This window comes from Streptococcus mitis, assembly GCF_001074635.1.
Lineage (GTDB): Bacteria > Bacillota > Bacilli > Lactobacillales > Streptococcaceae > Streptococcus > Streptococcus mitis_E.
The window spans coordinates 1-19993 of the sequence record NZ_JUQO01000150.1; the positions used below are offsets into that span (position 1 = coordinate 1).

At 40.9% G+C, this 19993-nt stretch carries 17 protein-coding genes; all 17 read right to left on the reverse strand.

The features are described 5' to 3' along the window. Window positions 1-73 precede the first annotated feature (73 nt). The 17 genes from ADI58_RS06175 to pbp2b all read right to left on the reverse strand — a co-directional run bounded on the left by ADI58_RS06175 (window position 74) and on the right by pbp2b (window position 19958). Window positions 74-2485: a glycoside hydrolase family 95 protein gene (locus ADI58_RS06175; RefSeq protein WP_049521878.1), complete on the reverse strand. Its 2412-nt coding sequence runs from the start codon at window positions 2483-2485 to the stop codon at window positions 74-76. A 52-nt stretch (window positions 2486-2537) separates the two neighbouring features. After that, window positions 2538-3230, reverse strand: a complete 693-nt coding sequence (locus ADI58_RS06180) for a phosphoglycerate mutase (protein WP_000240129.1) — start codon at window positions 3228-3230, stop codon at window positions 2538-2540. Between the two features lie 274 nt (window positions 3231-3504). Then, window positions 3505-3945, reverse strand: a complete 441-nt coding sequence (locus ADI58_RS06185; protein ID WP_049521879.1) for a hypothetical protein — start codon at window positions 3943-3945, stop codon at window positions 3505-3507. A 13-nt stretch (window positions 3946-3958) separates the two neighbouring features. Further along, window positions 3959-4339: a hypothetical protein gene (locus ADI58_RS06190; RefSeq protein ID WP_000837844.1), complete on the reverse strand. Its 381-nt coding sequence runs from the start codon at window positions 4337-4339 to the stop codon at window positions 3959-3961. Window positions 4340-4743: 404 nt separating this feature from the next. Continuing rightward, a complete protein-coding gene (gene ileS / locus ADI58_RS06195) occupies window positions 4744-7536 on the reverse strand; it encodes an isoleucine--tRNA ligase (protein ID WP_049521880.1) in 2793 nt (930 codons plus the stop codon). Window positions 7537-7788: 252 nt separating this feature from the next. Continuing rightward, the gene (locus tag ADI58_RS06205) at window positions 7789-8670 is read right to left on the reverse strand and encodes a DivIVA domain-containing protein (RefSeq protein WP_049521882.1); all 882 of its coding nucleotides are present in this window, start codon (window positions 8668-8670) and stop codon (window positions 7789-7791) included. Window positions 8671-8678: 8 nt separating this feature from the next. Continuing rightward, window positions 8679-9464 carry a YlmH family RNA-binding protein gene (locus ADI58_RS06210; protein WP_049521883.1) on the reverse strand — a complete coding sequence of 262 codons (786 nt, stop codon included), beginning with the start codon at window positions 9462-9464 and terminating at the stop codon, window positions 8679-8681. Further along, window positions 9461-9724, reverse strand: coding sequence for a YggT family protein (locus ADI58_RS06215; RefSeq protein ID WP_049521884.1), 264 nt, complete (start codon window positions 9722-9724; stop codon window positions 9461-9463). The genes ADI58_RS06210 and ADI58_RS06215 overlap by 4 nt, the downstream gene beginning before the upstream one ends. Next, complete coding sequence (locus tag ADI58_RS06220; protein ID WP_049521885.1) at window positions 9724-10263, reverse strand: cell division protein SepF; 540 nt, start codon at window positions 10261-10263, stop codon at window positions 9724-9726. Before ADI58_RS06220 ends, ADI58_RS06215 begins: the two co-directional genes overlap by 1 nt. A 9-nt stretch (window positions 10264-10272) precedes the next feature. Further along, window positions 10273-10944 carry a YggS family pyridoxal phosphate-dependent enzyme gene (locus ADI58_RS06225; protein WP_049521886.1) on the reverse strand — a complete coding sequence of 224 codons (672 nt, stop codon included), beginning with the start codon at window positions 10942-10944 and terminating at the stop codon, window positions 10273-10275. Between the two features lie 4 nt (window positions 10945-10948). Continuing rightward, entirely contained in the window at window positions 10949-12208 is a 1260-nt protein-coding gene (gene ftsZ, locus ADI58_RS06230) for a cell division protein FtsZ (RefSeq protein ID WP_049521887.1), read from the reverse strand. Between the two features lie 16 nt (window positions 12209-12224). Then, a complete protein-coding gene (ftsA, locus tag ADI58_RS06235; RefSeq protein WP_049521888.1) occupies window positions 12225-13598 on the reverse strand; it encodes a cell division protein FtsA in 1374 nt (457 codons plus the stop codon). 218 nt (window positions 13599-13816) lie between these two features. After that, complete coding sequence (locus tag ADI58_RS06240) at window positions 13817-14521, reverse strand: YwaF family protein (protein ID WP_049521889.1); 705 nt, start codon at window positions 14519-14521, stop codon at window positions 13817-13819. Window positions 14522-14615: 94 nt separating this feature from the next. Further along, window positions 14616-15989, reverse strand: a complete 1374-nt coding sequence (locus tag ADI58_RS06245; protein ID WP_049521890.1) for a UDP-N-acetylmuramoyl-tripeptide--D-alanyl-D-alanine ligase — start codon at window positions 15987-15989, stop codon at window positions 14616-14618. A gap of 84 nt (window positions 15990-16073) precedes the next feature. Continuing rightward, window positions 16074-17117: a D-alanine--D-alanine ligase gene (locus ADI58_RS06250; protein ID WP_049521891.1), complete on the reverse strand. Its 1044-nt coding sequence runs from the start codon at window positions 17115-17117 to the stop codon at window positions 16074-16076. A 176-nt stretch (window positions 17118-17293) separates the two neighbouring features. Next, complete coding sequence (gene recR / locus ADI58_RS06255) at window positions 17294-17890, reverse strand: recombination mediator RecR (protein ID WP_000966754.1); 597 nt, start codon at window positions 17888-17890, stop codon at window positions 17294-17296. Between the two features lie 10 nt (window positions 17891-17900). Beyond that, complete coding sequence (pbp2b, locus tag ADI58_RS06260) at window positions 17901-19958, reverse strand: penicillin-binding protein 2B (protein ID WP_080982490.1); 2058 nt, start codon at window positions 19956-19958, stop codon at window positions 17901-17903. Between the last annotated feature and the right edge of the window lie 35 nt (window positions 19959-19993).

Here is a 19993-nt window from a genome sequence, read left to right on the forward strand (position 1 = left end):
TCAAAGCACCGCTTTGAGGTTGCAGATAAAGCTGACGTGGTTTGAAGAGATTTTAAAAGAGTATAACATCTTCTTAAAAATAAAATTGAACCAGATCGCCTTCTGCTGTTGCCACCGAAATACAATCTTTCCCCATGCATTTCACTTTTGCTTTTTCTTGATTCATTTTAATCACACTCTTCTCAATACCTGGATAAGAAACTCGCAAATCTCCTCCACTCCTTGATAAAATGGTCAACTGTAAGAGTTTTTTATCCTCCCACCTCATGCTCACTTCAAAATGTCCACGTGCCATTAAGCCTGAAACAGAACCTGTTGACCAAGCATCAGGTAGGGCGGCTAGAGGTACCAGATAAGCTGTATGAGACTGGAGCAACATTTCTGCCATGCCACTGCTAGCACCAAAATTACCATCTATCTGAAAAGGAGGGTGGCTACACCAAAGATTTGGCAAGGTGGATGACTTTAACTGCTCTGCTAATAATTTATGGGCTCGGTTGCCATCTCCTAGACGCGCCCAAAGATTGATCTTATTAGCCTTGGACCAGCCTGTACCACCGTCTCCACGATCATTGAGGCTAGCACGCGCCGATTCAAGATACTCTTGTCCCTTGTAGCTAAAGAGATTTCCAGGATAGAGTCCCACCAGATGGGAAGCGTGCCGATGCTGGGCCTCCACTTTCTCATTTTGAAAATGTTGCTCTTCCTCCTCATACCACTCCCTGATTCGACCAGATTGAGTGATTTGAAGAGGATTAAGCAAGTCAAACTTCTCCTTGACTTCAATCAACAAGTCCTCATCCAGACCCAATTCCTGAGCAGCCTGAATAAAATCATGAAATAATTGCCAAATCAGAGATTGGTCATAGGTATTGCCAATCGAAATCGGCCCATGTTCTGGGGAATAAGACGGAGAAGAGACCCAACGCTGTGCCTGCTGATCCTTATGTAAAAAAACATTCCAAAAACGAACCGTTTCCCTCAACATGGGATAAATTTTCTCCCTGAGATAGTCTTGGTCCCTATAAAATGAATAGGCTTCATAAACAGTTTGCATCAGCCACGCATTGGCAGCTGGTGACCAACCCCAATAGTAATCCCAACCAGGTGCCGTCCAGCCAAAAAGAGTCGCTTGGGTATGGACCAACCAACCATTCTCCTCCCCTTCCTGAGAGACGATTCCTGCATACCTTGCAGCCGCTAGGCGACCATAGACTCGCAAATCATCGATATAGTTGATGACTGGAAAAGCCGTCTCTAGAAGATTGGTAACATAGGCTGGCCAATAATTCATCTGCAGGTTGATATTCAGGTGATAGTCCGAATTCCAAGGAGGGTTATCGACCGCATTCCAGATCCCTTGCAAGTTAGCTGGTAGAGCATCTGGACAATATCTGGAAGAACTAATCAATAAATACCGCCCATACTGGAAGAACAGCTCCTCCAAAGCCTGCCCCTCTTGTGGCTTATAATTTCTTAGCAACTCATCTGTAGTGGGTGCGTCAACATCAGCCCCCAAATCCAATTGAACACGCTGAAATAAAGCTTGGTAGTCCTCAATATGCCTTGATTTCAATTGGGCATAGCCCTTTTCTTTAGCTGTCTCCACCAAGTCCTTAACCTGTTTCTCTAAATCTAGTTTCTTGCGATAATTGCTAGCAGGATTTTGAGCAAAATCTGTCTTAGCCACCAAGAAAAGATTGGCATAACTGGCTCCTGATATCTGAACCTTATCTGCCCAAACTCTAATATCCCCATCTGTTTGCCAAGCTAAACAGCTAGCAAACCGCAGATTATTATCCTTAACTCTTCCCTTCATCAAAATATGAGAATCAGTAATATCCAACTTGCATTCCTTGTAATCAGATTTTTCCTGTTCATACTTTCCATCAGAAGCCAAATCACGGGTCAAGGATAGTTCTATAGTAAAATCTAGAGTTTCCAACCCTTCCTTAGTAAAGCGCTGAACCAAGAGATCATCTGGAAAACTCGCAAAGGCTTCACGTTCAAATTTCGTTCCCTTATAGACATAAGAAGTCGTCGCAAGTGCCTTACTAATATTCAGCTGTCTCTGGTAATCCGTCACCTGAGACAAAGTCTTGCCTTGATTACTAAACTCAATGAAAATATCTCCAAAGGACAGATAGGTCCCATATTGACTCGTTTGGGGCCCGACTAGGTGCTGTTCAGCCAGTTCCTTAGCAGTATTGTAGTCTCTCTTCTCCAAAGCCTGGCGAATCTCAGCTAAAAAACTATACTGATCTTGAAGATTTCCACCCTGATAATCTGAACTATCTGGTTGAGGCCCACCCGACCAGAGACTTTTTTCATTGAATTGAATCCGCTCAGCCCCTATAAGGCCAAATATTTTTACCCCTAAAGAACCATTACCTATCGGTAAGGCCTCTTCTTCCCAACCCTTATATGTTCTTGATGCTGGTTGCTTATAGGCCAATACATAATCTTGTTTTTTATTCCTTATCATACTACCATACTAACATAAAAAGCCTAGAAATCAATTCTAGGCTTACAATTTTTTATTTTCCAAGGTAGTATTCAGAAACTACGTTCAATTTTTCGTCGAATTCGAATACCAATGGTGGGAAGTTAGGGATTTCCACGTCCATGATTTCGTCATCTGACAAACCTTTGATGTGTTTTACAAGGGCACGGATTGAGTTACCGTGAGCTCCTACGAATACGTTTTTACCATCTTTAAGAGCTGGAGCGATTTTATCTTCCCAGAATGGAAGGGCACGTTCCAAAGTCACTTTCAAGTTTTCAGCATCTGGGATTACTGAGTCGTCAAGTGAAGCGTAACGACGGTCTGTGTGAGCTGAGTGCTCATCATCACGGTCCATGTTTGGAGGCAATACATCGTATGAACGACGCCAGATGTGAACTTGCTCATCACCAAATTGTTCAGCAGCTTCAGCTTTGTTTTTACCAGTCAAACCACCGTAGTGACGTTCGTTCAAGCGCCATGATTTTTCAACTGGAACCCACAATTGGTCAGAAGCTTCAAGAGCCAAGTTCGTTGTTTTGATTGCACGTTTCAATACTGAAGTGTAAGCTTGGTCAAATTCGATACCAGCTTCTTTGATCAATTTACCAGCGTCAATCGCTTGTTGTGTACCTTTTTCAGACAAATCAACATCAGCCCAACCAGTGAAAAGGTTAGCTTTGTTCCATTCAGACTCACCGTGGCGAGCAAAAACCAATTTTACCATTAGATGGATTCTCCTTTAAATTTTCCGAGGTTTCCCCTCGTTTATCTATTCTATTTTACACAATTTTTCACAAAAAAGCTAGTCAAAACCAAAAAGGAAAGGACTGTTTGACAATCACATTGTTTTTGGTTGTTTCTATTCTATCTTCATTATTTAATCTTTAAAAAACACCCCAATTTCTAACATTTGGGGTGTAATTTAACCAATTATTCTCAATTACTACAAAAAAATTTCTATCTTACTGTAGTTGAGATGTCAAAGTTTTCAACTGTTTTTACAAATTGTCTCTAAAGTCTTTCAATTGTTGAGACAATTTTGATTTATCATCTTCCTTGAGCTCAGTAGACCCTAGCAAATCATATATTTTTTTCTGCGCATCGAATAATTTTTGAGTTGACTCTTTTAGTTTGGTAAACGACTCATTATTTTCCATAGCTGTGCCTTTGAAACTTTCCTCAGCTTTAGTAAAATAATCATCAAAAATCTTTTTATAAAGATCTATATAATCTGCATAAGTACGTATTGATTCAATCGCATCGTCTGTTACAACCGGTTTATCAAGAGTGATTGTTTCTTTTGAGGTATTAGATGTTGCTACTGTCTTCTCATCACTACTTGTTGAAGTAGTCTTTGCATTTTGTGCTCCACATGCAGCGAGAAGAGAAACAGATAATAGAACTACTCCTAGACCGATAAACTTTTTTGTTCTTTTCATGCTAAAATACCTTTTATTCTTCTGATTTGAATTTCTTCAATGTTGCAAGGAATAGAGATCCTCCAATAATAGCAAGAATCCCCCCAACCCATCCTAAGAATGGAATGAGACTAACTCCACCTGAAACAATCATTAGTACAGACGGAGCTGCACCTACACGATTATCTCCTTTATAGTAAACAATAGCAATGATACCAAGAACAAGATTTGCAATCTTCAAGGCATTCAAGAGTAAGGCAACACCTGAAACAGCCCCTGCAGTAGCTCCTCCATTAAGAGTTGTAGCAGCTGTATTTACCGCTGTTCCCAACAAGACAAAAGGACCAATAAGAAGTAAAATTCCTCCCACAAGACCGACGATACCACTAATTAAAGCAAGTGTTTTTGATTTCATAATAAAATCTCCTTTTTATTTTTTTTTCAAATAAAATTGTATCATATTTGCTAAAAAAAAATAGTATTTTCTGATATTATAAAATAAAAATTTGTATAATATGAAATAAAATATAATACTTTTCAGAAATCAAAAGCAATTACACAAATTTATTATTGTAAAAATGTGACACAATTTACCAATCTTATCCGCAATATCAAATTCGTATTTTATCTTACTGCTGTCAGCTTGCTATGTTTCTCTTTGATTCTTGTTGAGTATAAAAAGTCACACCTCGCAAATTTTCAAAATAAATAAAAAACGCATCATATCAGGTATTCAAAAACTTGATACAATGCGTTTTATAGTCTATAAGATTAGTTGTCTTTCCTTCTCAAATTGAGTTTTCCCTAGACTTTTCAACCTTATTTCTCTTCAAATCCTTCTGCGACTGCGTCTTCAAAGTTTTCTTCTACGATGCTTGCACAGTGGTCACAGATGACTGCGTGGTAGCTACGTTCTGCTGTTGTTGGGTCGATACGACGGCAACGGTCACATACTTGGCCTGCAGCGCGTTCAACTGTAAAGGCTACATCTTCGAAGCTAACGACATCTTCTGGAGCTGGTCCTTCTGCGATGGTCAAGTCTGACACGATCAAAAGTTGAGCTACATTGCTGTTTACTGCTTCGAGTAGAGTTTTCACAACTTCATTTGGATAAACTGTCAAGTGTGCTTCAAGTGATTTACCGATTACTTTTGCATTACGAGCTTCTTCCAAGGCTTTTTGAGCTTGTCCACGGAAGTCCATGAAGGCTGCCCATGTATCCAAGATTTCTTCTTGATTAGCAAAAGTTTCCGCTTCTGGCAATTCTGACAATTGAACGAAATCTTCTGCTTCAAACTCAAGGTATGACCAGATTTCTTCCGCAGTGTGAGGAAGGATTGGTGTCAAGAGTTTGGTGATTTTCACAAGAATGTCATAGAAAACAGTTTGCATTTGACGGCGTTCCAATGATTTAGCACCTTCGATGTAAACAACATCTTTAGCAAAATCAAGGTAAAAGGCTGATAAATCAACGTTGATAAAGTTCACCAAGGCCTTGTAGATTGTCAAGAATTCAAAGTCCGCATAGGCATCACGAATGGTCTTGACAAGCTGGTTAAAGCGAATCGTCATGTACTTATCAACTGAACGAAGTTCATCGTAAGCGACTACATCTTGAGCTGGGGTAAAGTCAGATGTGTTGGCAATCAAGAAACGAAGAGTGTTACGAATCTTACGGTAAGTTTCAGAGACTTGGCTCAAAATATCCATAGAGATACGCACGTCGTTGCTTGAATCCACACTTGTTACCCAAAGACGCAAGATTTCAGCACCAAATTGTTTTTCAACATCACTTGGAGCAATGGTATTTCCAAGAGATTTAGACATCTTCTCACCTTTACCGTCAAGGGCAAAACCTTGTGACAAGATTTGCTTGTAAGGTGCTACGCCATGGTTGGCAACAGATGTGATGAGTGATGAGTTGAACCAACCACGGTACTGGTCAGAACCTTCTAGGTAAAGGTCTGCTGGGTAAGTCAACTCAGGACGGTTTACTACCACTCCATTCCATGATGAACCTGAGTCAAACCAAACGTCCATGATGTCTGTTTCTTTCTTGAATTCGCCATTTGGTGAACCTGGATGAGTAAATCCTTCTGGTAAGAGGTCTTTGGCATCACGTTCCCACCAAATGCTTGAACCATGTTCTTCAAAGAGTTGAGCTACATGCTCAATAGTTTCAGCTGTCATAATCGCTGTACCGTCTTCAGCGTAGAAGATTGGAAGTGGAACACCCCAAGCACGTTGACGAGAGATGACCCAGTCACCACGGTCACGAATCATATTGTAAAGACGGACTTTACCCCATTCTGAATGGAATTTCACCTTTTCAATTTCATCCAAGATTTCTTGGCGGAATTTAGAAACTGAGGCAAACCATTGTGGAACTGCACGCCAGATGATTGGTTTCTTAGTACGCCAGTCAAATGGGTATGAGTGAGAGATTTCTTCTTGGGCAAGAAGGAGGTTACCAAGTTTCTCGATAACAGTTGGAACTACCTTTTCGTAGAACTGACCTTCAAACTCAGGACCAGCATTCTTCATCATGATACCACGTTCGTCAACAGTCACTGCGACTTCAAGACCATTAGCAATACCGACATTGTAGTCATCCTCACCAAAACCAGGGGCTGTATGGACAATACCAGTACCAGAGTCAGTCGTAACGTGGTCACCAAGGATAACCAATTCATCTACAGCTGTATCCCATGGGTGTTCTGTTACGATGTGGTTGAGTTCTTGACCACGGTAAGTTGCCAAAACTTGAACATCAACCCAGCCAAATTTCTCAGACAAGCTAGTCAATAATTCTGCAGCAACCACAAACTTACGAGTTTCACCAGCAGGTTGAACCAAAACGTAATCAATATCTGCACCAACAGTCAAACCACGAGAAGCTGTGATGGTAAATGGAGTTGTTGTCCAAACTACGATATAAGTATCTGTATCTAGAACACCTTTGCCATCTTTTACCTTGTTGGCATAGTAAAGGGAAGTTGAGACCAAATCATGGTATTCAATCTCCGCTTCAGCAAGGGCTGACTCAGATGACCAAGACCAGTAAACTGGTTTTGCACCACGGTAGATATAACCTTTATTAGCCATCTCACCAAATACACGGATTTGAGCTGCTTCATAGTCAGGAGTCAAAGTCACATATGGATTTTCCCAGTCACCAGAAACACCCAAACGTTTAAAGTCTTCACGTTGTTTATCTACTTGAGAAAGAGCGTATTCACGGCAAAGTTTCAAGTACTCAACCAAGTCCATTTCTTTACGTTTGACACCTTGTTTTGCCAAAACTTGCTCGATTGGCAGACCATGAGTATCCCAACCTGGGATAAATGGTGCGTAAAAACCTGACATAGATTTTGAGCGAACAATGATATCTTTTGAAATCTTGTTCATAGCGTGTCCAACGTGGATATTTCCGTTCGCGTATGGAGGGCCATCATGCAAGGTGAAATGAGGTTTTCCTTGGTTCAATTCTTGACGACGTTGATAAAGTTTTGCATCTTCCCATTCCTTTTGCCAAACTGGCTCTTTGGTAGGAAGGCCTGCACGCATTGGGAAAGCTGTTTTCCCAAGGTTAAGGGTATCTTTGAGTTTCATGGTATCTCCTTTATAAATAATAACAAATTAAAAACCACGACTGCCAAAAAGGACGAAAATCGTGGTACCACCTTTATTCGGAAAAAGATTTAGTCTTTCTCCCTCTTATCCCGTAACGTGGGGAACGTCAAATCTTACTAGCTTCAGACTTGAGTTTTTGAGAGGATAATCTTATCAATAGGGATTACAGGACTCACACCATCTCCTGCTCGCTGGAAATATAAGGATAAGATATTGTTCTCACATCGTTTCTTATAAAATTGTAACGGATTCTTGCGGTGCTTCAAATCCTGGTGCTGAATCAAACGTTTCTGTAGCTGGTGTTGGAGCCGAAGGATGTACTGGAGCTACTTCTGGTTCTTCGTACATTGGACCAACTGGATGAGCAGACTCTTCTTCCATTTGAGGACTCACTACAGGAATTGGATTTTCCACTTCCTGTTTAGCCTGAGCTTCAAATTCAGCCAATTCTTTATTGGCTGCCTCAATACGAGCTTGTAACTCTGCCATTTCTGCTTGAGAGAACTGACGTGTCATATCAATTGGTTCTTCCTCAATTGGAGCTGGAATCGGTTCTCCAAGTACTTCGCTAACCACTTCTTTAAAAGCTTCATCACTGGTTTGAAGATAAGTAGCTGTTGGACGGAGAATATCTTCCCAATCTGAAGATTCAACAATAGCCAACTGACTCTCAATTGTAGATTTGAGACGTTGGTGGAAGACACGGCTCTTGTTCTTCAATTCTTCTGTTTCAACAGCAACTTTCTTAGCATTGTCTGTTGCTTGACGAAGAATCTCGTTTGCCTTATATTTAGCTTCTTCCAACAAGCGTTGCGCATCTTGCTCTGCTTGGTGAATGATATTATTTGAACGTTCATGCGCCGCCTGTTTCACTCTCTCAGCTGTATCCTGGGCAATCAATACAGACTGACTTAATGAATCTTTCATCTCATCAAAGTAAGACAAACGTTCTTCTAAACTCTTAATACGCAAATCTTTATCATGATTCGCACGAACAAGATCTTCGTAATCACGAACCACAATATCTAAAAATTCATCGACTTCTTCTGGATCAAAACCTCTGAATCGAGTTCCAAAGGTCTTGTCCTTTATTTCTAATGATGTAATTGGCATTCTATTCCTCACTTATTTAATAATAACTGGACGGTTATTTTTTTCTTCTCTTTTTTTGTTTGTCCCTTATCTTGAAGCAATCTCAAGCGCCCAAATTTTCTCACACTAATCAAGTCTCCAACTTGAACAGTATAATCTGATTTGTCTACCACATGATAATTTACTTGGACAAGTTTCTTTTCAATCAACTGGTTTGCTTGATTCCTAGATAGTTTTAAAACATTTGATAAAAGAACATCTAATCTAAAACTAGACACACATAAATCCAGCTCTCGATACTGTTCTAGCTTATCTATTTTCTCGGTGAAAGGACGTTCCTCCAGCGAAACGGGTATACGGCCAATTTTCTTTAATCCATCTTGAAAGAGAAGAAGAAACTGCTGATTAATCATAATCTGCGCCCGTTCTTCATCTACTAGGATATCTCCAAAAAGTTTCCGTTCAATCCCTAATTGATTGATGACTGTCCCTAAAATCTTAGCATGCGTTAAGTGTTCAAATTTATTGGAATACACAATTTCCTGGAGAGACATTTCAAAATCTGAAAACTCTGGCTGGAAATAATCTGGGTATAATAAAACTCGAACATACTCACTTGAGACGAATTCCCCACTACTGCTACAAGCAAGACCATAGGTTTTGGCCAAAATCTTTAATAGCTTCTCCTGATGAGGATTGATAAAAGGAGTTAAAAAAGGAGCATAGCTATCTTCTACCTTCTTTATCCATTCCATTCCCTTGTCAAGAAATGGACGATCTTCTATGGAGAAATGCTGGTAAATCCCTTTATTCATCCTATCATCGCCAGAAAACGGACTAGGTTATCTCCTAAAAATCGAATCAAAACAATCGCAACCCAAATAGATAAATCAAGACCTGCTATCTGTAAAGGCAGGCGTTGCAAAGGAGCAAGCACTGGTTTTACCAATGCTACAATCCAACGACCCAAACTTGATTCGTAGGCGCCTGGAAACCAAGACATGACAGCAAAGGCTAGCAAAATCAGGGAGTAAATATCCACTGCATTATAAATCAGACGAATTAAAAAAATCATTATCGTACTCTATTTCGCTTCATATCAAAGCCAAACTCACCATTTTGTTCTTCATCTGGTAAACGAATATCTTCTACATTCACAATAACATTCACTGGTGTTAACAGATACATAGTAGATGCTACCTTTTTCAGATTTCCAGCTAAAACATGACAAGCTCCATCTAAATAGTCCAAGCAACGACGGGCCTGTACCTCTGTCATATACTGAAAATCAATTAAAATACTTTCGTTTCCTGCCAATAAATCAACAATTTCTGTTGCATCTTCATATTTTCTAGGATAACGAACATCTATAATTACCTTATCAGTTGAACGCTGGCTCTGATTTGCCAATTCCTGTTGTCGTGCATGCAATCTGGTGATATTGCTATCTTTTGCACCAGCCGACTGTGAAGGTTGATTCATTGGGAGAGCCGGTTCCTGTGAAGAATTTACTGGAGTAAACACGGGTTCATTTCCTTTTTCATAAGGAACCGTTGAATCCTCATCCTCCGTAAAATAATCTATAAATCTATCGAATCTATCTTTTAAAGACATGGTTCTCTCCTACTTAAAAAATGCTGTACCTATACGAACAAAGGTGGAACCGAATTGAATCGCTTCTTTATAATCACGACTCATTCCCATACTTAACTCGGTCATAGGCATATTTGGAATTTGTTTTTCTTGGATTTCTCTTTGTAAATCTTGGGTCGCCTTGAAAATTTCTTTCAACTGCTCACTGCTAGCCTCAAAAGGAGCCATCGTCATTAAACCAACATATTCAATCTTATCTAGTCTGGCTAACTCTGGCAAGATTTCCAGCAGTTCCTCTCTCGAAAATCCGTGTTTACTTTCTTCTTTAGAAATATTTACTTGAAGGAAACACTTGATGACTCGGTCACTTCTTTTTTGGATTTCCTCTGCTAGCTTTACTGAATCCAAAGCATGGAAATAATCAACGTATTGAATGACATCTTTCACCTTACGTCTTTGCAAGGTACCAATCAAATGCCAAGTCACATCTCGATCTTTTAAAGCTTCATATTTCTCCAGAAACTTATCGACACGATTTTCACCGATATGATGAACACCTAGCGGAAGCAAGGCTTCCGCTGTCGGTACATCTACATACTTGGTAACTGCAATGACAGAGACTGAACCACTCTCCCGATGAGCACTCAGACTCGCCTCTGCGACTTCTCGAAAAACAAGTTCTGTATTTTCTTTTATATTCATTTACTTAACGATTTTTGAAAAATGGAGGTGTATCCAATTCATCTTCATCTTGTGAAGTTGGGGCTTCAAAGCGTTCAACTGGAGAAACTACTGAATCTGTTGTACGAACAATCGATTCACGGCGAAGATCCCAATCACCAAAAGCAGATGCTTGAGTTGGTTCCAAACGACGTGGATTTTGTTTTGGCAATTCAGCTGTTTCTGCCATATCAAAATGACGATCAAAGCCATGTGAATGAGCTGGTTTTACTGTCTCACGGTAGTTAGTAGCAGGTCTAGCTTGTGGAGCCACAACCTTCTCTACGCGGTCTTGACGAACACCTGTTGCAACAACTGTTACACGAATTTCATCACGCATACTTTCATCAATTGAAGTACCGAGCCAGATGTTCACTCCTTGACCTGCCGCCTGGTTCACAATTTGTGAAGCCTCTTCTGCCTCAATCAAGGTTAAGTCAAGACCACCAGTTACGTTGACAATCACATCTTCTGCTCCATCAATTGTTGTTTCAAGAAGTGGAGAGTAAATTGCCTTACGCGCTGCTTCAACAACACGTTCTTCTCCACTACCGATACCAATACCCATAAGAGCATTCCCTTTGTTTGCCATTACCGTTTTCACATCGGCAAAGTCAAGGTTAATCAATCCTGGGTTGGTAATCAAATCGGTAATTCCTTGAACACCTTGACGAAGAACGTTATCCGCTTCGCTAAGAGCCTCCAAGAGCGGTGTTTTCTTATCAACAATTTCAAGCAAGTTGTTGTTTGAAATAATCAATAGAGTATCTACATGCTCACGTAGTTGATTGATTCCTTCTACAGCAAATTGTCCACGCTTGCTTCCTTCAAAACCAAACGGACGTGTTACAACACCAACTGTAAGAGCACCTAAATCTTTGGCGATACGAGCAATAACAGGAGCAGCTCCAGTTCCAGAGCCTCCTCCCATACCAGCAGTGATGAAGACCATATCTGCACCACTGATAGCTTCTGTCAGTGTTTCTTCGCTTTCTTCAGCAGCTTTACGACCAACCTCAGGTTGACCTCCTGCACCCAAACCACGAGTCAATTTAGGTCCCAACTGAATAACAGTCTCAGCTTTTGTACTACTCAATGCTTGTACATCTGTGTTTGCTGCGATAAATTCTACGCCTGTAACACCTTCGTCGACCATACGGTTGATGGCATTGCCACCGCCTCCACCGACACCAATTACCTTAATCACTGCACCTTGAGCAGCAGCTGTATCAAATGAAAATGTCATAATTTATTTTTCCTCTTTATTCGTCAAACATGCTTCCGATCAAGCCACGGAAACGATCTGCTAATTTCGGTTTATTTTGTGAAGCTTGTTGGAAATCCGCCATTGGTTCTGTAGGCTCCACCGGCTCTACTTCTGGAGTAGGAGCTGGTTGAACAGGCGTTGATTGTACAAACTGAGCTGTTTTCTGAATCATTCCCCCAAAACTAATTGGTTGATGAATCAGAGCAACTTCACCCTTGACTGCTCTCTGAGCCAAAAGATTGACTTCTGTCAATTGTCCAGCGAATTCCGATAGACTAATCACATGCGCAAAGGCTGGATTGCGAATACCAACTTGGTTTGGAACATAGAGTTTGACACGAACGCCAAAGACTTCTTGAGCCAATTCTACCATACCCGGTAAAATTGCATTTCCACCGATCAAAACAATTCCACCAGGAAGATCCAATAAATGTCTTCTCTCCAAGTCTTGTTTGATTTGTTCAAAAATATGCTTGATTCGTGCAGAAATAATCTCTGACAAGTAATTTTCTGTTACTTCAACAGGTTCTACTTCCCCAATAACCTCTACTTGGAAGGTTTCTTTACTTGCAAGAGGAGGATAAGCCTCTCCATAGTTTAATTTCAAACCTTCAGCCAACTTCTGAGAAGTTTTCAAGACTTTAGAGATATCCTTAGTTACATAATCTCCACCTTCTTGGAGAATATTGGTGAACTGGAGTTCTTGGTTACGGATTGTAGCAACAGTCGTCTGGCCTGCCCCCATATCAATCACTGTAGCACCAAATTCACGTTCACCTTCGTTCAAAACTGATTGAACCATTGCTAGTGGCGAAATGATAACATTTTCAACCTGAACACCTGTACGTTCAACTGTCTTACGCAGATTGTGCAAGATAGTACGAGGGCCTGTATAAAGCAAACCACGCATTTCAAGGCGAACCCCCATCATGCCACGTGGGTCACGAATCCCTTGGAAACCATCCACAATAAATTCTTCAGGAATAAAGGTAATGACTTCACGGTCAGGTGTCATACTCTTTGTCAAAGCTGATTTGACAACATTTTCAACATCTTGATCCGTAATTTCCTTGGTATCAGATGTTACTGGAATCATCCCTTGAGTTGGTTCTACCTGCAGAAGATTACCAGGCAAGCCGACATTCACTGATTTAATCGAAATGCCTGCCTTTTCTTCTGCTTGGGAAATAGCTGATTTGATAGCAGTTGCTGCTGCATCAATATCAACAATAATTCCATCCTTTACACCTTTACTTTTGGCATTACTCACGCCAATTACATTTAATTCACCATTTCTCTGCTCGGCTACAAGCACCTTGACAGAGCTTGTTCCAATATCTAGACCTGTAAAAAAGCCTTCTCTAGCCATTACATCGCATCCTCTCTATCTTCCAAGTTTCTCACTTCGTAATATTCCATAGCTAAACATGGGCATAGCTATTCACAGAATATTATAACACAAAAAATCTGATTGTGCTTAGTTTTTCCTAAATTTACTAGCCAATTTTTCACTTTTCCTTTACAAGAATTTTTCTACTCTATGTAACCAACAACAATCTGTCTATTGCCAAAAAAGAAAGCTCATTTCTAAGCTTTCTTTGCAATCATTTTTTCTGCTTCTTGTTCTAAAAATAGTTCCAAAATTTTCTTTGTCAACGTAATCGCCGCTGACAAGGCCAGAGAAACGATTAAATAATTAGCTACTAAGCCGTGGTCTCCAACCAATGGCGGTTTTGTCAAAAATCCATAATCACCACCTGTTACCAAATTGACCACAAAAATCAAGGCATTTAGTGCAAAGGTCATGAGAAAAATTCCCTTCACATCCAGCAAGCGCGCATCGTACTGTCTCAAGAGATAAACCAGTGAGTTCCCCAAGAGAGCTAAGTGCCCAAAGATAAAGGACAAAATGGCAATATGTGGGAAAGGATAGGGATCTGGCACTGGATAAACAAAGGCAGCTAATGTCCCAAATGTTCCTAGTAATGCAAAATACTGCCTATATTTAGACTGACCAGGAAGCAAGAGCACCACAAACATAGCCATACGGCAATGGTAAAAGGGTAAACTTTCTGACAGTGGCATATGATTGACCCCATACCAACCATAAAGAAGGATTAACTGAACGGCCTGCAAGATTTGGAAAAATCGTTGGTAAACCTTCTTTTCACGATAACGATAGGCTGTATAGAAGGTCAAGGCCAAGAGTGTAAATATACTGACATACCAATAAAGATCAAACTTGGGTGGCTCTGTTGCTTGGGTCGTAAAGAAAATATCCCATAAATTCATCTAGTATTCCTCATGATTCAAAATTTTCCTGCATTTTATTATACCATGCTATGTAAGAAAAATGGATTTAGAAATACGTAAATGTTTGACAAAATTACTTGTCTTCATTTTCTAAACTTTCTACCAGCTTAGCTAGATTCATGGAGTTAGAGCCCTTGAGCAAGATTTGATCATTAGCTCCTAGACTTTCCTTGACCTGCTTAACTAGGTCTTCAAATTGATCTTGGTTTTCTGTTTTCTTGAAGTAGTAAACGTGGCCGATTGGGAACATTTGACTAGCCAATTGGGCTAATTCAGCAATGTCTTCTCCATAGAAAATAACGGTATCAAGCACATCTGGCGAGAGGCTCAAAATCATCTGATTATGGAGTTGAATAGACTGGTCACCAAGCTCCTTCATATCAGCCAACACTGCAATTTTCTTGCCACCTTCATTGGCTGGAATGGCAGAGAAAGTCTCTAAAATCAGCTTCATAGCAGTTGGATTGGCATTGTAAACATCTGATAGGATATCTGCTCCATTGGCTGCTTTCTTCCACTCGGTACGGTTACGCGTCAATTCAAGATCTTGGAAGGCCTGACGAATCTGCTCCTCTGAAACTCCTTCTTGTAGGGCAACATAAGACGCAATCATAGCATTGGTGGCATTGTACTTACCAGTCACTGGCAAATCGAGGGCTTGTTCCAAGAAATTAGCCTTAAAGGTCAGACTATCCTTGCGCTCAACCAAGTCTGTAATTTCCAACTCTGCTCCTTGCCCAAAACGAACCACCTTTTTATCAGCTGGCAGGTAGGCCTCTACAATAGGGTCAGCCGGAGCTAAAAGCAAGGAACCAGGTGCCATCCCGTCTGCAATTTGCATTTTTCCTTGAGCAATCTCCGAACGGTCTTTGAAAAAAGCCAAATGGGCTTCTCCAACCAAGGTTACAATGGCTGTTTTTGGATGAGCCAATTCAGACAAGAGATGAATATCTCCCAAGTGATCCTGTCCCATCTCCAAAACCAACTTTTCTGTTTCTTCAGGCATATGAAGAACCGTGTAAGGAAGGCCAATCTCATTATTGTAGTTGCCTTGTGTTTTGTAGGTTTTGTAGGTTGTTGATAGCAAGTGTGCCAACATATCCTTGGTCGTTGTCTTACCATTTGAACCTGTAACTGCAAAGACATCAACTGCCGTTTTTTCAAGATAGTAGGCAGCTAGTTGTTGAAAGGCAGTCAAGACATCATCTACTAGAATGTAAGGATGATTTGCGACCTCTTTCTCAGACAAGGTTACTGCTGCACCATTTTCAAAGGCTGTTTCGATAAAGCCATGACCATCACGCGCACCCTTGAAGGGCACAAATAAATCTCCTGTCGCAATCAAACGACTGTCAAACTCAGCTTTCTCTAACTGGGTGTCCTCAAAGATACTGACATCATTTTTAGCTCCTACAACTTGAGCCACTTCGTGGATTGTTAATTTCATTTCTACTCCTTTAAAAAGGGTTGAAGTCCAAGAACTCTAGTCACCTTGCAGTGATGGTTCTGGCTCCTACCCTCTCTTTCATTTTTATAGCAAATGCGCTTCGCGCTTGTTAAAACTTTCCTTGGCAAGGTCAACCAAACGCTCGATTAGTTCTGGGTAGCCGATTCCCATATTGTCCCAAAGTAATGGATACATAGACCACTGGGTAAAACCTGGCATGGTATTAAGCTCGTTTAGGAAAATCTCTCCCTTATCTGTATAGAAGAAATCGCAACGAGATAGACCGAGACCCCCAATGGCACGGAAGGCCGTTTCTGCATTTCGACGCATGACAGCTACCACATCATCACTGATTTTAGCTGGGATATCCATAGTAATCTTGTTATCAATATACTTGGCATCGTAGTCATAAAAGGCAACATCCTTGACTACTTCTCCTGGTAGCGTGCTTTTGACATCGTAGTTGCCTAGTAGACCAACCTCGATTTCACGGGCATTTACCCCTTGCTCTACCAAGACACGACTGTCATATTGAAAGGCAAGTTTCAAGGCTTGACGGAGTTCTTCTTGATTTTCAGACTTAGAAATACCGACACTAGAACCCATGTTTGACGGCTTAGTGAAGACTGGATAAGCCAATTTTTCTTCCACTTCAGCGATTTTAGCAGTCACATCATCCCCTTCAACGATAGCCACATAGGGAACTTGTGCAATGCCAGCAGATTCTAACACACGCTTGGTCGTGATTTTATCCATGGCAAGACTGGATGACAAGATATTACAGCCTACATAAGGCATTTTCAAAACTTCCAAGAATCCTTGAACAGAACCATCTTCTCCCATCGGACCATGAAGAACTGGGAAGACTACTGCCCCTTCTTCATAGATAGCACTCGGTGCAACTTTCTTATCCCAATCAATGGTCGCATTGGTCATGAGACGGTCTTCTTGCCCCGGAGCATGACTAAATTCTTGCGTTTTTATAAAGTCACCTGACTGGCTGATGAAGAAAGTCTTGACTGTGAAACGGTCATAATTAACCGCACGCATGACACTTTCAGCTGACAGGACAGAGACTTCGCGTTCCGCACTCCGTCCACCATATAAAAGAATAATCGTTTGTTTCATATTACTTGTCCTAATTCTACTAGAATACTCGCTCTTTAGTATATCATATTTGCTTGTTTTTTTAAAACTTGAACCTGATCCTACTCATCACACTATACAAAAAGAGGCCAATATGAACGATTTTCAGCCTCCTTGATTTTTTTATAAATGAATGGAGTTCGTAAATTTGTCTACACTTACAACTCTGTCCGATTTTCAATAGCCCGTAAGAGGGTCACTTCGTCCGCATACTCGATATCTGCTCCCACAGCAAGGCCTCGTGCCAGACGCGTAACCTTGATCCCAGCTGGCTTGAGTAAGCGGGAAAGATACATGGAAGTCGCTTCCCCATCTGCTGTGGCATTGGTTGCTACGATTACTTCTGAAACCTCACTATCCATAAGACGAGTCATGAGGCTCTTGAGATTGATATCGTCTGGACTGATACCATTCATAGGAGAAATGAGGCCATGCAGGACATGATAGAGTCCATGGTATTCTTGGATATTTTCCATGGCCGCCACATCCCGACTATCCTCTAGCACCAAAATCGTTGTCTGGTCACGAGTCGGATCGGTACAGATAGAACAAGGATCGTCGTCTGTCAAACGTCCACAAATAGAACAGTAGGTCAATTCTCTCTTAGCAGAAAGGAGATTTTTTGCAAATTCATTGACATCATCATCAGACATCCCAATCGTATAAAAGGCCAGACGCGTAGCCGTCTTAATCCCAATACCTGGTAACTTAGAATAACTGTCAATCAGCTTAGCAATAGGTGTTGGATAAAGCATAAATTCCTTTCTAGTTCATCGGATGGTATTTTTGATACAGATTGATAATATCACGCGCAATGGAAGGTCCTACACCATTTGTTAGATTGGTATTATGAGGAAAGACCACTGCAACAGCGATTTGGGGATTATCAGATGGGGCATAGGCCACCGCATTGGTATTGGTTGCTTGCTGACCATCTGCCACATAGCTTTCGGCTGTACCCGTTTTTCCGCTAATGGATACCAAGGCACCATTTGAAAAGGCACGTCCAGTTGTCAATCCACTAGTCCCATGAGCAACCTGATAAAAACCTTGGTGCAAGACACTCATATCGGAGTCGGATATATTGACCTTATTCATCTCTGTCGGTTGCAGTTGCTGAATCAAGTCGCCCAGTCCTCCCTTATCATTATTTCCATAAATGCCTTCAACAATACGAGGAGCCACACGAACACCATCATTTGCAATAGTTGCTACATACTGAGCCAACTGCATCGGCGTATAGTTATCAAACTGCCCAAAGGCATTGGTGATGTAATTAGCAAAGCTATACTCTTTGGGAACAAATCCAGTAGATTCATCTGGTAGGTCAATTCCGGTCGCAGCCCCCAAGCCATATTCGCCAAAGGTCGCACGAAGTTTTCCCATAGCTGTTTCCAAATTGCTGGTTCCAACAAACATATTTGGTTGATAGGTCTGGCCCATGATTCCAAGAGCGGTTTGAACCATGTAAGCATTAGATGAATACTCCAAGGCTTCCACAGCTGTAATAGGAAAAGATCCATATGCCAATTTATACCAAGAATAAATTGGAGCTGAACCTTGGAAAACAATAGGCTGATCTGTTAAGGTTTGGTTTCCTGATAAAACACCATTTTCCCAACCTGAGCTGATGGTAGCGGCCTTAACAACCGAACCGGGTACAAAGACATTGGTCACAGTTCCCAAGGAATCCTGTGTTAACTCTCCCGTGTTCAGGTCATGTTTAATCCCTGACATGGATAACACAGCACCTGTTTTTGGATTTAGAGCAACTGCATACACACCTTCAGAATACTTGGCTCCTCCATTTCCTAATTCGGAATTGAAATAACTCTTAAGCAGATTATCCACACTATCTTGAAAGGCCAAATCAATGGTCAGTTTAATATTGTTCCCTTTGGTACCAGCTTCGATATTTTCGACACTTTCCATGTTACCGTACTTGTCTAGGTGAACTTCTTTCACCGAGCGTTTTCCTTGCAAGGTCTCTTCATATTGCTTTTCCAAATACGAGGTTCCAACACGGTCATTTAGAGAATAGCCTTTTTTAAGATAGGCTTCTGCTTCTTCCGCTGGGAGACCAGCTTTTTCACTGGATACACTCCCTACTATAGAAGAAAGGGAAGTTTCCAAAATCTTTCGATCCCAAGAAGTAGAAATACTAATGCCAGGCATCTCCTTTGAAATAGAGGCAATAACAGCCACCTGAGAATCATTTAGAGGATCTGTCGCAATGGTTCCTGTCGCAAAGTTTCCAACAGCATTTAACTGACTAAAAAGATAGATTTCTTTCTTTTCATCCTCTGTATAGTTTAGTTGACTTGTTGGGACACTATCGACCGCATTGTTATACAGTTCTGATTCGGATAGGCGATTGCCATCTGAATCCAAGCGTTTCTCACTTGGGAGAGCTTCCACTGTTTTTTTATAGATTTCAGGATCAGCCAAATAGTAATCTGCCAACTGGCGTTCTGTCAAATTTGGCGAACTGATGCTCACATATCCCAGCAACTGACTAGCGATTTCTTTCAGATCTTTAGCCGTCATTTTATTACTACGCGTAAAGGAAACAACCTGCTTTAACGTATTTTCTACCAAAGGTTTTCCACTAGCATCATAGATTTCCCCACGGGCAGAACTGGTTGTGACCTTGGTCTGACTAGCTGAGGCTAGCTTTTTTTCGTAAAAATCCTTGTTCAAAACCTGCATATACAACAAACGACCAATAATGGTCATAAAGAGTAAAATGACAATTGAAAACAATAAATTAAGCCGAATCGGAATCGAATGGCTGTTAAATTTTCTCATACAAATCAGTCTCATTTCTAACTTAAAGTCTTACTCTTAATTGTACCACA